Raw genomic sequence first — 12556 nt, 5'->3', positions numbered from 1 at the left:
CATGGCTCCTGCAACCCGCACCGAATCCGATTCCCTAGGTACGATTGAGGTTCCCGCTGACTGTTATTGGGGCGCCCAGACGGCACGATCCCTAAAATACTTTCCCATTGGCGGCCTAAAAATGCCCCTTGCGGTCATTTATGCCATGGCACGGCTGAAGCAAGCAGCGGCGATCGCCAACCGGGATCTAGGCGTTCTGGCGCCGGAGAAAGCGGCGTGGATCTGTCAAGCAGCAGCGGAAATCATTGAAGGTCGTTGGGATAATCAGTTTCCGCTATCGATTTGGCAGACCGGCAGTGGCACGCAAACCAATATGAATGTCAATGAGGTCATTGCCAACCGTGCCATTGAGTTAGCGGGAGGCACAAAGGGAACCAAAACCCCCATTCACCCCAATGATCACGTTAACTGTAGTCAGTCCTCGAATGATACGTTTCCCACCGCAATGCACATTGCCACCGTCTTAGAGGTACAGGAGCGGCTGCTGCCCATGCTGCAAAACATGCTGGCGGCTCTGGAGGAAAAAACCGCTGCGTTTGCCAACATTATTAAAATTGGGCGCACTCACCTGATGGATGCGGTGCCCCTCACCCTTGGTCAAGAGTTTTCGGGGTATGCTAGCCAGTTGGCGGCCTGTCAACACCACTTGCAGTACTGCCTCCAGCACCTTTATCCCCTAGCCATTGGCGGTACCGCCGTCGGAACCGGCTTAAATGCCCCCCCCGGCTTTGGCGATCGCGTTGCTCAAGAGTTAGCCCGGATGACCGGCTATCCCTTCTGTGTTGCCGAAAATCGCTTTGCGGCTTTGGCGGCTCACGATCCCCTAGTGCTGTTGAGTGGTGCCCTCAAAACGCTGGCGGCGGCCTTGATGAAAATGGCCAATGATATTCGCTGGTTAGGGTCGGGTCCTCGCTGTGGGTTGGGGGAATTAATCTTGCCCGCCAATGAACCCGGCTCATCGATTATGCCTGGCAAGGTGAACCCGACCCAGTGCGAAGCCTTGACCATGGTGTGTGTGCAGGTGATGGGCAATGATGCGGCCATTGGTATTGCTGGTAGTCAGGGCAACTTTGAACTGAATGTGTTTAAGCCCCTCATCATCCACAATGTGCTGTGCTCCATTGAACTCCTCAGCGATGCGGGGTCTGCCTTTACGGACTTTTGTTTGCGGGGGCTACAGCCGAATCACCCCCAAATTCAGACGCATTTAGAGCGATCCTTGATGCTCGTGACCGCCTTGAACCCCCGTATTGGTTACGACAAGGCGGCAGCCGTGGCTAAAAAAGCCTATAGCGAGCAGAAAACCCTCAAGGAGGCTGCCGTAGAGTTGGGCTACCTCACCCCAGAGGAGTTTGATCAGTGGGTGCGTCCAGAGGACATGCTCGGCGAAAGCGCCGACAGTTGACCCCGTAGGGTGCGCTGCCAGTAGGGGGTATTGTGGCAGCGCGATCGCAGGCTTTGGGCATTTACCGTCCATGCCGCCGTCGGATCAAACAGGATAACGTTGCGGCTAGGGGGCTGCAACTGCGGGGGGGCAAGGCCAAGAATGCGGGCAGGCGCAGTACTGATAGCGTGCCAGAGGTCAACCGCCGTGAGGTGCCCAGGGGCGACTAATCCCTGCCAGAGGGCGGGCAAGGCCAACTCCAGACCAATTGCCCCTGGGAGGGCTTCGGCAAAGGAGATCATTTTTTCCTCGTAAAGGAGGGGGGTGTGGTCAATGGCGATCGCCTCAATCACGCCTGTTTTGACCCCCTCAATTAAGGACTGGCGATCTGTAGGGGTTCCGAGGGGTGGCTCAAGGCGCAGGTTTGGATCGTAGGTGGCCAAGTCCCCAGTGTCAAACAGTAGATGCAACCAACAAACGCTGGCGGTAACAGTCTCCGGCTTAGCCTGCGTTAAGATTTCAACACTGCGAGCGGTGGAGAGGCGCATCAGATGAATAGGGGTCGTGACGGTGCGCCCTAGCTCCAAAATCGCCAGTAGGGGAATGGTTTCACAGCAGATTAGTTGCTCTGCCAGACCCAAGCGCAGGGCGTCTAAACTCTCGCGGGCAACGCCATGGGCCGCCAAGGTTGCGTCAAACGGCCAAAGCGCCACACATTTCTGGATAGGTTGCAAATAGGTGAGAGCGCGCTGCAATAATGGCCAATTGACGAGGCCGGAGTCATCGCAAAACCCCACTACGCCGGCTGCGGCCAGTTCCGCTAGATTGCTAAGAGCCTTGCCTGCACCCCCTTGGCTGAGAGCCGCCCACACCCGCACCTGCGTCCAACTCTCTGCGGGCAAATCGTGCTGGATTGAGTTCCACACCGCTGGATCATCAATGACGGGTTGGGTAGTAGGCAGAAGAGTCAGGTGCTGCACCCCCCCCGCCGCCGCAGCAGCAAGCAGAGAGGTTAGGCTTTCGCGCGCTTCGTACCCTGGTTGGCCGCTGTGGCTGTAGAGATCTACTAAAGGGGGTGCCAAAATTAACTGCTCAGCAGGGACCCGCTCGCTCTCAGGGGGAATGTCCGCTGGGGCGATCGCCACCAGTTCATCGCCCCTAAAGAGCACATCCGCACGGTAATCTGCGCGGTTGAGCGGATCCACCACCCGCACCTGTTGCAGCAGTCGCCATGCCATGGCTTTACAAGGCTCCGGCTGCCGTCCGATCCAGCACGCCCCCTAAATGGGTGGTAATGTTGACCGCCTGTAGCCGCGGCAGCCCTCCTTTTAGCGGGTAGTCAATCACCGTCACACTGCCATTGCCTTGCTTAAAGAGCCAGAAGTTCTCGATCCCTAGGCCGACAATATGGCACAGCAGCACTTTATTGGTGGCATCGTGAGCCACAACCAAAACATTGTGGGGGGTAAGGGCACTGGCTTTCCATGCCTCGAGCCACTGCTCCCACGCCGTGACGACGCGATCGTGCACCTGTTGCAGGTTTTCCCCGTGGGGCATTTGCACCGCCGCTGGGGTGGTGCGCCACCGCTCTAGCTCCCCTGGGTACTGCGCTTCCACCTCTGGCTCAAACTTGCCTTCCCAGTCACCATGGCTAATTTCTGCCAAGGCTGGCTCTAGCTCTAAGGAAACATCGGGATGGTGCTGCAAAATGGCTAAGGCTGTGTCTTTGGGGCGCAATAGGGGGCTACTCAGGGCATGGTGGAAGGTTACATCCTTGAGAAAATCTGCCACAGTTGCCGCTTGGGCACGACCATTCTCATTGAGGGGCACATCAATCTGGCCTTGAAACCGTCCTTCGCGGTTCCAATTGGTTTCACCATGGCGCACCAAAAAGATACGCAGGGTGTGCGCCTTAAACCGGGGTTCCGGAAAGGGATCGTTGAGATGACTGGTAAGGTTCAGGGCTTCTATCTGCGCCGGTTGGTGCCGACCGTGGGCAAAGTTGAGAACACTGATGCCGCCATTGGCCTGTTGCAGCCGCAAATAGCCCTTGACCCCCAAGCCCAAGGCTGTGCAGATTAAGGCGCGGTTCATACCACTGTGGCCCACAATCAGGATAGTATCATTGTCGTGCTGGGGCAGCAGCGTATCCAAGACTAGACCGGCCCGATCAAACAAATCTAGGACTGGGAAGAAGTCCTTTGGCTCCCCAGTCTCATCTAGGGTCCGCATGACTAAGGTGTCCGGTGCCTCTTGCCAGCGGCGATAGTCCTCTGGAAACCGCTCTTTCACCGCTGCAAAGGGTAAGTCTTCCCACGCAGGTAAGGCAATTTCCTTGAGCAAATCCATGGGGATAGGGGCAGGGATCCCTAGACTGCCTAGTTGCTGGTAAATGTCCTCAGCCGTTTCCTGAGCACGCTTAAGGGGGCTGGTGTAAATTTTGCGGATGGGGATGCCCTGTAATGCTGCACCCACCTGCTGCGCCATCCAATGACCACGCTCCGTCAGCGAGGAGGAATCACTATGACCTTGGACGCGCTGTTCAACGTTAAATGTGCTTTCACCGTGGCGGACAATAATAACTCGGGTACTCAGATGTCTCTCCTTGGATGCACCATAGGCAATTGTATCTTGTCTGTTACCTCTCGAGGCCAGCCGTGCGTATCTTAGGGGTTGATCCGGGCTTGGCCACCCTTGGCTATGGCTGCATTGAAATGACACCCACAAGCTGCCACGTCTGCGATTTTGGGGTGATCACAACCACTGCCAAGGAACCTGTTGGCGATCGCCTGCACAGTCTTTACACTGACCTACACCAGTTAATTCCAGCCCTGCGCCCTGATGTGGTGGCGATCGAAAAATTATTTTTCTATAAAATGAGCCACACCATTGTGGTTGCTCAGGCGCGGGGGGTGATTCTCTTGGTGCTGAGTCAACTGGGGTGTCCGCTTTTGGAATTTACGCCTGCCCAGGTCAAGCAAACACTGACAGGGTATGGCAACGCCACCAAAACTGAGGTGCAACTGGCGGTACAGCGGGAACTTGACTTGGCTACCCTCCCTAGGCCGGATGATGCGGCTGATGCCTTGGCGATCGCCCTTACTGCCAGCCGTCACCATGAGACTCCCTGTTCCTAGACAGGGGCGATCCTCCCTAGAGGTAGTTGTCAAAGTGGCGAATACTTAGTCCTGTTTGGCAGTATTGGTAGATGCTTCTGTGAGAGCAGAAGGGGCAGTCTCACTCACCGGAATTGCAACGGGAGGGCGATCGAGGCTGAGCATCAGGCCAACAGCCGTAGGTTCAACGGGTACAGGAGACACCTCTGGAGCAATGCTGGCAGGACTAGTCACTGCAATCTGTGATCCGGGGAGTGGGTTAGGGAGAAGCCCATTGAGAACACCCACCACCGATGCAGCTAGGGTGGCACCCACCCCTCCCCATACCCACACTGCGCGGGGGCGACGCTGCGCCTTGGCAATGACCCGAGCCGCCAAATAATCCGTAGGGCAAGGGGACACAGGCACGGGAAGTTGCTGCATTTGCGCTTTTAGGGTTAACAGCCGCTGGTACAGTCGTTGAGCCTTAGGATCGCTGGCGAGCCATGCCTCCACCTGCTGTCGCTCCCCAGCCGTGACTTCACCATCGAGATAGGCACTCAGCAATTCGAAGTGATCTCGTTTGCAGTGATCCAGTTCGTCCATCATTGTTCAACATCCTTCATCAAAATCTAGCCAAAGCCAAGGTGTGGGGCAATAGTTTAGGAGCGGGGGCTGTCAAGGTGGGGTTGCAATTCCGTTTGCAGTCGCTGCCGAGCGCGGGCAATTCTTGATTTTACTGTTCCTAAGGAGACACCCGTGATCTGGGCAATTTCTTCGTAGGACAATCCCTCAATTTCCCGCAGGACAATCGTGGTTCGGAAGGTTTCCGGCAAGTTGGCGATCGCCTGTCGCAATTGGTCATAAAATTCATCGGTATGCAATAACTCATCCGGACTGGCATCACTGGAGGCGAGTTCCCATAGTATTTCCCCATCATGGGTCTTGAGGGGGGCATCGAGGGACAGGGGAGCTTGGTGGCGCTTCCGTTTGCGCAGCTCATCATAGAATAAGTTTGTGGCAATACGGCTGAGCCAACCGCGAAACTTACTGGCATCCTGCAACTTATGAATATTCCGGTACACCCGTATCCACACTTCTTGGACTAAATCGGCTCGATCCTCCCAGTCCGGTGCCAAGTGATAGATAAGTCGCTCCACGTGAGCCTGATGGCGGCGTAACAACTCTGTAAACGCGGCCCGATCTGGTGATCTCCCCGCCTGACAGCGAATCACCAATTCCTGCGGTGAAAGTTTTGTTAGCGGCAGCGTCACCCGGTAACAGGTCTCCTCAACACTGGGCCAAGCAAGGGGGATACTGGATGTCATGGAAACAACAGACCTCAGACCAAACTATCTCCCATGACGCAAGGTCGGTGATCAGGTTCCCTCCTCCGTTATACCGTGCTAGCTGCCACACTATGCGCAACAGTTCCTCTGGGCGGGTGTCACTGTTTGAGAGATGGTGAGGGATTTTTATCGCCGATTGCTTAATGTTTTCTGAATGCTTAATGTTTTCTTAATGTTGGCTCAATTCAGACTAAACTTTAATTGTAGCGGCGATCGCCCCTTAATTTTCGTTAGGCTAACCTGTGAACACCTTATTTAGTCAACTGCTATAGTCACCATGCCGTGGATACGCATTTCCAGTGGACTTGTTGCGATCGCGGTGGCATTGATGATAACCCTCTTGGGGGGTTGGTACTTTTGCTTGGGTATTGGTGCCTTAATTTACCTAGGGCAACTGGAATATTTTGAACTAGCGCGTGCCAAAGGCAGTGCCCCAGCGGCTAAAACCACCTTAGTTGTCAGTCAGGTGCTACTTATTACTGCGCTGTTGCGTCCCGATTTGGCCGATGCCGTCTTTCCTGTCGCCGGTACCCTAATTTGCTTTTACCTGCTGTTTCAGCCTAAACTGGCCTCCATTGCCGACATTTCTACCTCCATCATGGGGCTATTCTACGGCGGGTATCTCCCCAGCTATTGGGTGCGCCTACGGGGGCTAGATCATACTGCCACCCTTCCCTTAGGCGGGTTTTGGCCACAGCAGTGGCACTTAGAGGCTCTCCCCCTAGGATTGCAGGCAACCCTGTTAGCGTTTATCTGTATTTGGGCGGCGGATATTGGGGCTTATACCGTCGGMAAACTGTTTGGTCGCACCCGCCTATCGCACATTAGCCCCAAGAAAACTGTTGAAGGGGCGGTATTTGGTGTTTTAGGGAGCTTAGCCGTCGCCTTTTGGGGTGCCTATTCCCTCCAGTGGCCATGGCCGTGGTTCGCCGGAGCCACCCTAGGCTTGCTCATTGGCATTGCTAGTCTCCTGGGCGACCTCACCGAATCAATGATGAAGCGGGATGCCGGGGTCAAAGACTCTGGGCAGTTGATTCCTGGCCATGGGGGGATTCTGGATCGTGCCGATAGCTACGTCTTCACCGCCCCGCTTGTGTTTTACTTTGTTACCTTGCTGCTGCCAGCCTTGGGGCAATGGCACCCCTGAGGTGTTGGCGATCGCAAGCGGTGCAGTTTCAACTACCCTAGGAAATAGTCCTTAACGTTTGCCGCGCAACCATGGCCGAAACCTTGATGTTTAATGCCCTCCGTGCTGCCATTGATGAAGAAATGGAGCGTGACCCTACCGTATTTGTACTGGGGGAAGACGTAGGACATTATGGCGGCTCCTACAAAGTCACCAAARACCTCTACAAAAAGTACGGCGAACTCCGCCTGCTGGATACCCCCATTGCCGAAAATAGCTTTACGGGAATGGCCATTGGGGCAGCCATGACCGGTCTGCGTCCCATTGTTGAAGGCATGAACATGGGCTTTTTGCTGCTGGCCTTTAACCAAATTGCCAATAATGCCGGGATGCTGCGCTATACGTCCGGCGGCAACTTCAAAATTCCGATTGTGATCCGCGGGCCTGGGGGGGTAGGGCGGCAACTGGGGGCAGAGCACTCCCAGCGCCTAGAAGCCTATTTCCAAGCGGTTCCAGGGTTGAAAATTGTTGCCTGCTCAACCCCCTACAATGCCAAAGGGCTATTGAAATCGGCCATTCGTGACCCCAACCCCGTTCTCTTTTTTGAGCACGTGCTGCTGTACAACCTCAAGGAAAACCTACCGGAAGAGGAGTATTACTTGCCCCTTGACAAAGCAGAGGTGGTTCGTCCGGGAACGGAGGTCACTATTCTCACCTACTCGCGGATGCGGCACCATGTCCTGCAAGCGGTGAAAACCCTTGAAAACGAGGGCTACGATCCGGAGGTGATTGATTTAATTTCCCTGAAGCCCCTTGACTTTGAGACCATTGGCGCATCAGTTTGTAAAACCCATCGTGTTGTTATTGTTGAAGAATGCATGAAAACCGGTGGCATTGGCGCAGAACTCTCGGCCTCCATTATGGAGCGTTACTTTGACGAGTTAGATGCCCCAGTGGTGCGGCTCTCCTCTCAGGACGTTCCCACCCCCTACAATGGCACCCTCGAGAACCTAACCATCGTGCAACCGCCGCAAATTGTGGCCGCTGTGCAGAAACTGGTGCGGGGTCAGATTTAATCATGGGGAAATATCGCGGCTGGCTAATTGCAATTTTAGTTTTACTGATGGCCGCCACATGGGTGATCGTGCGCACCCCGGCTCGCTTGGGTCTGGATCTGCGCGGCGGTGCCCAACTGACCCTCCAGGTGCAAACGACGGATAAAGTGCCGCAAATTACGCCCCAAGTGCTCTCAGCGGTACAAAGTGTGGTGCAAAAGCGCATCGATGGCTTGGGGGTTGCCGAGGCGGTGGTGCAAACCGCAGGCGACGATAAGCTACTGGTGCAGCTGCCGGGGGTCACCGATCCCGAGCAGGCAGAGCGCATTCTCAAGGGAACCGCCCAGTTATTGTTTGCACCCCAAAAGCCCGGCACTGAAGCGCAACTGCAAGTGGAGCGACAAATCCAAGCGCAGCTTCTCCTAGAGCAAACGCAACTCCTGCTAGAGCAATCCCAAAATGCCAACAATCCTGAAGCGTTAGCCGATATTGAGGCCAAGCTTGCTAAAAACCGCGAGTCTCTTGCGGCCAGTCAGCAGGCGATCGCCAACCTCTTTGCGCCTTCAGAGCTTACTGGAGCCATGCTGCAAGAAGCCTTCGCTAGTCCGGTGGCGCCCGGCTCCCCCAACTGGAATGTCATTGTCCGCTTTGACCCCCAAGGGGCAGAGTTKTTTGCCCGCCTCACCAAAGAGATTGCCGGTACGGGCCGCAGCATTGGCATTTTTCTTGATGACCGCCTCATTAGTGCCCCCACGGTGTCTGCGCAGTATGCTGAAACCGGCATTATTGGCGGCAATGCGGAAATTTCCGGTGGCTTTACCGCCCAAACTGCGAACGATCTTGCCATTCAGCTCCAGGGGGGTGCTCTACCGGTACCGCTGGAGGTAGTTGAAAACCGGACGGTGGGCGCGTCCCTTGGCCAAGACAGTATCCGTGATAGCCTCTACGCGGGGGTGGCGGGCCTAGTGCTGGTGCTGGTGTTTATGGTTGCCTATTACCGTTTGCCGGGTCTGATTGCCGATATTGCCCTTGTGCTCTACGCCATTTTTACCTATGCCGCCTTTTTGCTGTTTGGGGTGACCTTAACCCTGCCGGGCATTGCGGGCTTCATCCTCAGTATTGGCATGGCGGTGGATGCGAATGTGCTGATTTTTGAGCGTACCCGCGAAGAACTACGGCTGGGTAAAACCCTCTACCGCTCGGTGGAGTCGGGCTTTGATCGTGCCTTTGCCAGTATTTTAGACAGCAATGTCACCACCCTGATTGCCTGTGGGGCGTTGTTTGCTCTTGGCACGGGCTTTGTGCGAGGGTTTGCCGTGACCCTAGCCATTGGCATTGGGGTGAGTATGTTCACCGCCCTGACCTGTAGCCGTAGCTTCTTGTTCTACGCCATTAGCATCCCCAGCTTGCGTAAACCCACGTGGTTTTGTCCCAAACTGGAGACCCTGAAATGAGTTTTAGCGTCAATCGCCAGCGATCGCTGTGGTGGGGTATATCCCTAGTTGTCATTCTCAGTGGTCTGATGGCCATGGCCATCTCTTGGGTCTCCTTAGGCAGCCCGCTCCGCCTAGGCTTAGACTTTATTGGCGGAACGCGACTGCAATTTGAACTTGCCTGTAGTACCACAAACACCTGCAAGCAGCCCATTGACATTGATGTGGTTCGCCGCATTCTGAATCAAGAGGGGTTGGGCAACAGCAGCCTACAGGTGATTGATCAGTATGGGATTGGTATCCGCACCATTCCCTTAGGGGTAGAGCAGCGCACACGGCTCAGTAGTGCCTTGACTCAAGAATTGGGTGCCTTTGATCCGGCGCAGACGCAAATTGAAACCGTCGGCCCCACCCTTGGGGGGCAAATTTTGCGCTCCGGTCTGCTTGCGCTGCTGGTGGCCTTCATTGGCATTACGATTTATCTGACCCTACGCTTTCAGTTTGACTATGCCTTTTTTGCCCTTGTGGCGCTGTTTCACGATGTCTTGCTCACCGCAGGTATCTTTGCCATTTTAGGGCTGACCCTTGGGGTTGAAATTGACAGCCTGTTTATTGTGGCGTTGCTCACCATTATTGGTTTTTCCGTGAATGATACGGTGGTCATCTACGATCGCGTCCGCGAAACCCTTAAGCTCAACCCCGACCTGAACATTAAGGAGGTCGTCGATCAGGCCGTGGTACAAACCCTTGGCCGCTCCATTAACACGACCCTGACGACTCTGTTGCCCTTGGTCACGATTTTTATTTTTGGGGGGGATACTCTGCGCTTTTTTGCCTTAGCCTTAATTATTGGCTTTGTGACGGGTGCGTATTCTAGTATTTTTGTGGCGAGTACCCTGCTTGCTTGGTGGCGCGATCGCCAACCCACACCAACCCCTTCGCCAGTCACCTAGGCCAGACCCACTCCCGTCTCTCCCCCTGTGTTGTGCTAATTCCCATTACCCAAGAAAAACTGCGCCAGCTTGTTCCTGCGGTTGCCACAGGTGCTCAGTATCTCTACGTGTGGGGGAAGCTACAGGACGTTTTACGGCGGGTAATCTTTGCTGTGGTGGCCGTGGCAATTGTGACGTTTGGCCTCGAGTTTTTGGGAGATGGCACCCAGCTTGTGCTTGGTTTGGTGGCGGGGCTGTATTGGCTGTGGGCACCGGCTGTGTTGGCCAGTTGGCGCAACCGTCGCTACCGCCGATTTCCCTACGCCGGCTTTTGGCAAGGGCAGGTGCTAGAGGTCTATGTCACTGAAGAACTGGTGGGCAAAGAAGAGACCGTTGACGATCAAGGCCAGTTAGTCATCATCGAGAACCGCGAACGCTGCCTTAACCTTGAGATAGGCGACAAAAGCGGCTTTGAAACAACGGTGCGCACTAAGCTGCTGCGGCAGCACCGCGTGATTCGGCCAGGAGATGTCGCACAGATGCTGGTGCTATCGCGGCGACCGGACTTAGCAGAGATTGAGATGATTTCGGAAGTTTATTTGCCACGCCATCGCCTCTGGATTGGCAACTATCCGATGTTGCAGCGGGATATCTTCGTGGAATTATCGGAAACCCTACGGCGGCAGCGGCGATCGCCCCGAAGATCCCGTTCTCCACGGCGGTCAACCCTGTGATACCTTAAAGGGAAAGACATAAAAGTTAACATTTCCCAAGAGTCCCTTGACCGCGCTGACCTCGACCGCTGTTTTCCCCGCCCTGCGCTTTGGCTCCCGGCCAGCGTGGTGTATTTTTTCTCTTGCGGCTTTTTTAGTCTCTGTCCCTGTCTTTATTGAGGCACCACTGGTACGTACCTATCCTTGGTTGAGCTTAGGGATCACTCCCCTACTGTGGGGGATCAGTCGTTACCTACAAACCCAAACTCGCTACCGGCGCTTCGGTGCACTCCTCTATGGCTTTAGTTGGTGTTGGGGGGCAGGGTCGCTGTACTGGGGCTGGTTGCGCTGGGAACCGCTGTGGCACTTGCCGGTGGAGGCGCTGCCGTTACCCCTGATGGTTTGGCATCTGCGACAACGGCAACAATTGGTGGGGGTCTTTTTCTTTTTGGGGTCATTTTTAGGCACGGCCATTACGGATGCCTATTTTTACCTGATTGATGTGATTCCCCATTGGCGAGCCATTATGTACCTCGAGCAGGATCTAGTGTCAGTGCAGGAAATGCTCGTGCAGGCGATCGCCCAAGCCCAGACCTTTAGCGGGGAAGTGTGGGGTGTACTGCTTAGCCTAAGCCTACTGCTCATTGGCCTGTTGCCCCTGTTTCAATCCCAGATTCGCCAAGGAATACCTGCCATGCTGCCGAGTTGGGCGTTTATGGGGGCGGTACTAAGTACCCTTGTGGTGGATGGGTTATTTGGTTTAACGATTGGGCTTTTACCCCTTTAGGGGCAACATTTTGGCACACCGAATCGTCAATTTAAAAACCAGAAACTAAAATAGGAATGGATACCAAAAGGAACTCTGGAAGAGGCCGAAATAAAGTGTATCCATTACTACAAATCTCTGATGATTCAAGGAGACAGTCTATATTGCTGAATAATGCATTGACTTTTCTCTGGTGTTTACAGTTCATCGCAACGCCACGCAAGGTACGTCTAAAGCCCATTCGCCAGAGTGCACAAATTTAGTTTTTTCCTATCCAAATCCCAGCTTTGATGTTCTATTCTCAGTCTTGTATTTTTAGATGCTGATTCACGCTCTAGAAGGCTACGGGAATAGGCAATCTGTGCTGTGGCTATCTTTATTACGATGAGGTGTTGAATTCACTATGCTTCGTCAGTCTGCTTTAACGCTGGGGCAACGGTTTATCAAAGCGGTATTGCTGCCGGTGCGTCGTTGGCTAGAGTGCTTTGACGTGCGCGATCGCCAGCTTGCTCACCGTCTGTGCCGTTTGATCCCTGCCCAGTGCCCCTTTGAGCGGGATATTGTGGTTGCAAAGTGGCACATCCATATTCCTCCCCTGTGCCATCTCAATCCCCTCTACGAAGAGTTGATGCTGTTACGCTATCGTGCTCTCTGTTATTTAGCGGACGAGTGTCAGGAAGATATTAGCGCCTACTGCTAGGGG

General features: G+C 54.6%; 13 protein-coding genes. 9 read left to right on the top strand and 4 right to left on the bottom strand.

Translation table 11 applies throughout. The annotated features are described in order from the left end of the window. Position 1: 1 nt before the first annotated feature. Positions 2 to 1405 carry a class II fumarate hydratase gene (gene fumC / locus L5220_RS02090; RefSeq protein WP_499571288.1) on the top strand — a complete coding sequence of 468 codons (1404 nt, stop codon included), beginning with the start codon at positions 2 to 4 and terminating at the stop codon, positions 1403 to 1405. Here fumC and L5220_RS02085 read toward each other — a convergent pair. Together L5220_RS02085 and L5220_RS02080 are read right to left on the bottom strand one after the other, a co-directional pair. Next, complete coding sequence (locus L5220_RS02085) at positions 1357 to 2622, bottom strand: dihydroorotase (RefSeq protein WP_099797628.1); 1266 nt, start codon at positions 2620 to 2622, stop codon at positions 1357 to 1359. The genes fumC and L5220_RS02085 overlap by 49 nt on opposite strands. 4 nt (positions 2623 to 2626) lie before the next feature. Continuing rightward, positions 2627 to 3961 carry a histidine phosphatase family protein gene (locus tag L5220_RS02080; protein WP_499571450.1) on the bottom strand — a complete coding sequence of 445 codons (1335 nt, stop codon included), beginning with the start codon at positions 3959 to 3961 and terminating at the stop codon, positions 2627 to 2629. Between the two features lie 80 nt (positions 3962 to 4041). Between L5220_RS02080 and ruvC the strand changes: the two genes are divergently transcribed. Next, on the top strand, positions 4042 to 4521 hold the full coding sequence (gene ruvC / locus L5220_RS02075) for a crossover junction endodeoxyribonuclease RuvC (RefSeq protein ID WP_099799769.1): 480 nt from the start codon (positions 4042 to 4044) through the stop codon (positions 4519 to 4521). A 45-nt stretch (positions 4522 to 4566) separates the two neighbouring features. Here the strand turns inward: ruvC and L5220_RS02070 are convergent, their stop codons facing one another. Both L5220_RS02070 and L5220_RS02065 read right to left on the bottom strand, forming a co-directional pair. Further along, complete coding sequence (locus tag L5220_RS02070) at positions 4567 to 5088, bottom strand: anti-sigma factor family protein (protein ID WP_448514607.1); 522 nt, start codon at positions 5086 to 5088, stop codon at positions 4567 to 4569. 53 nt (positions 5089 to 5141) lie between these two features. After that, a complete protein-coding gene (locus tag L5220_RS02065) occupies positions 5142 to 5807 on the bottom strand; it encodes a sigma-70 family RNA polymerase sigma factor (protein ID WP_099797630.1) in 666 nt (221 codons plus the stop codon). Between the two features lie 298 nt (positions 5808 to 6105). On the opposite strand from L5220_RS02065, the gene L5220_RS02060 reads away from it, so the two are divergent. The 7 genes from L5220_RS02060 (at position 6106) to L5220_RS02030 (ending at position 12553) form a co-directional block, all read left to right on the top strand. Then, positions 6106 to 6975 carry a phosphatidate cytidylyltransferase gene (locus L5220_RS02060; RefSeq protein WP_448514606.1) on the top strand — a complete coding sequence of 290 codons (870 nt, stop codon included), beginning with the start codon at positions 6106 to 6108 and terminating at the stop codon, positions 6973 to 6975. A 71-nt stretch (positions 6976 to 7046) separates the two neighbouring features. Then, positions 7047 to 8030: an alpha-ketoacid dehydrogenase subunit beta gene (locus L5220_RS02055; protein ID WP_499571285.1), complete on the top strand. Its 984-nt coding sequence runs from the start codon at positions 7047 to 7049 to the stop codon at positions 8028 to 8030. A gap of 2 nt (positions 8031 to 8032) precedes the next feature. Continuing rightward, on the top strand, positions 8033 to 9463 hold the full coding sequence (secD, locus tag L5220_RS02050; protein WP_499571283.1) for a protein translocase subunit SecD: 1431 nt from the start codon (positions 8033 to 8035) through the stop codon (positions 9461 to 9463). Beyond that, entirely contained in the window at positions 9460 to 10395 is a 936-nt protein-coding gene (secF, locus tag L5220_RS02045; RefSeq protein WP_448514603.1) for a protein translocase subunit SecF, read from the top strand. Before secD ends, secF begins: the two co-directional genes overlap by 4 nt. Beyond that, positions 10350 to 11108, top strand: a complete 759-nt coding sequence (locus tag L5220_RS02040; RefSeq protein WP_499571281.1) for a DUF8619 family protein — start codon at positions 10350 to 10352, stop codon at positions 11106 to 11108. Before secF ends, L5220_RS02040 begins: the two co-directional genes overlap by 46 nt. 46 nt (positions 11109 to 11154) lie before the next feature. Next, positions 11155 to 11874: a DUF3120 domain-containing protein gene (locus L5220_RS02035; RefSeq protein WP_448524813.1), complete on the top strand. Its 720-nt coding sequence runs from the start codon at positions 11155 to 11157 to the stop codon at positions 11872 to 11874. Between the two features lie 382 nt (positions 11875 to 12256). Further along, positions 12257 to 12553: a Mo-dependent nitrogenase C-terminal domain-containing protein gene (locus L5220_RS02030; protein ID WP_499571279.1), complete on the top strand. Its 297-nt coding sequence runs from the start codon at positions 12257 to 12259 to the stop codon at positions 12551 to 12553. The last annotated feature ends 3 nt before the right edge of the window (positions 12554 to 12556 follow it).

This window comes from Synechococcus sp. PCC 6716 (assembly GCF_022570815.1).
In the GTDB taxonomy this organism is placed as follows: domain Bacteria; phylum Cyanobacteriota; class Cyanobacteriia; order Thermosynechococcales; family Thermosynechococcaceae; genus Thermosynechococcus; species Thermosynechococcus lividus.
Note: the sequence above shows the minus strand (reverse complement) of the source record. Positions and strands in the feature narration are given on the sequence as shown.

Bases quoted from the DNA above. Each gene is read 5' to 3' on its own strand.
- secF (WP_448514603.1), top strand. From the start codon at position 9,460: ATGAGTTTTAGCGTCAATCGCCAGCGATCGCTGTGGTGGGGTATATCC.
- fumC (WP_499571288.1), top strand. From the start codon at position 2: ATGGCTCCTGCAACCCGCACCGAATCCGATTCCCTAGGTACGATTGAG.
- L5220_RS02030 (WP_499571279.1), top strand. From the start codon at position 12,257: ATGCTTCGTCAGTCTGCTTTAACGCTGGGGCAACGGTTTATCAAAGCG.
- L5220_RS02070 (WP_448514607.1), bottom strand. From the start codon at position 5,088: ATGATGGACGAACTGGATCACTGCAAACGAGATCACTTCGAATTGCTG.
- L5220_RS02085 (WP_099797628.1), bottom strand. From the start codon at position 2,622: ATGGCATGGCGACTGCTGCAACAGGTGCGGGTGGTGGATCCGCTCAAC.
- L5220_RS02065 (WP_099797630.1), bottom strand. From the start codon at position 5,807: ATGACATCCAGTATCCCCCTTGCTTGGCCCAGTGTTGAGGAGACCTGT.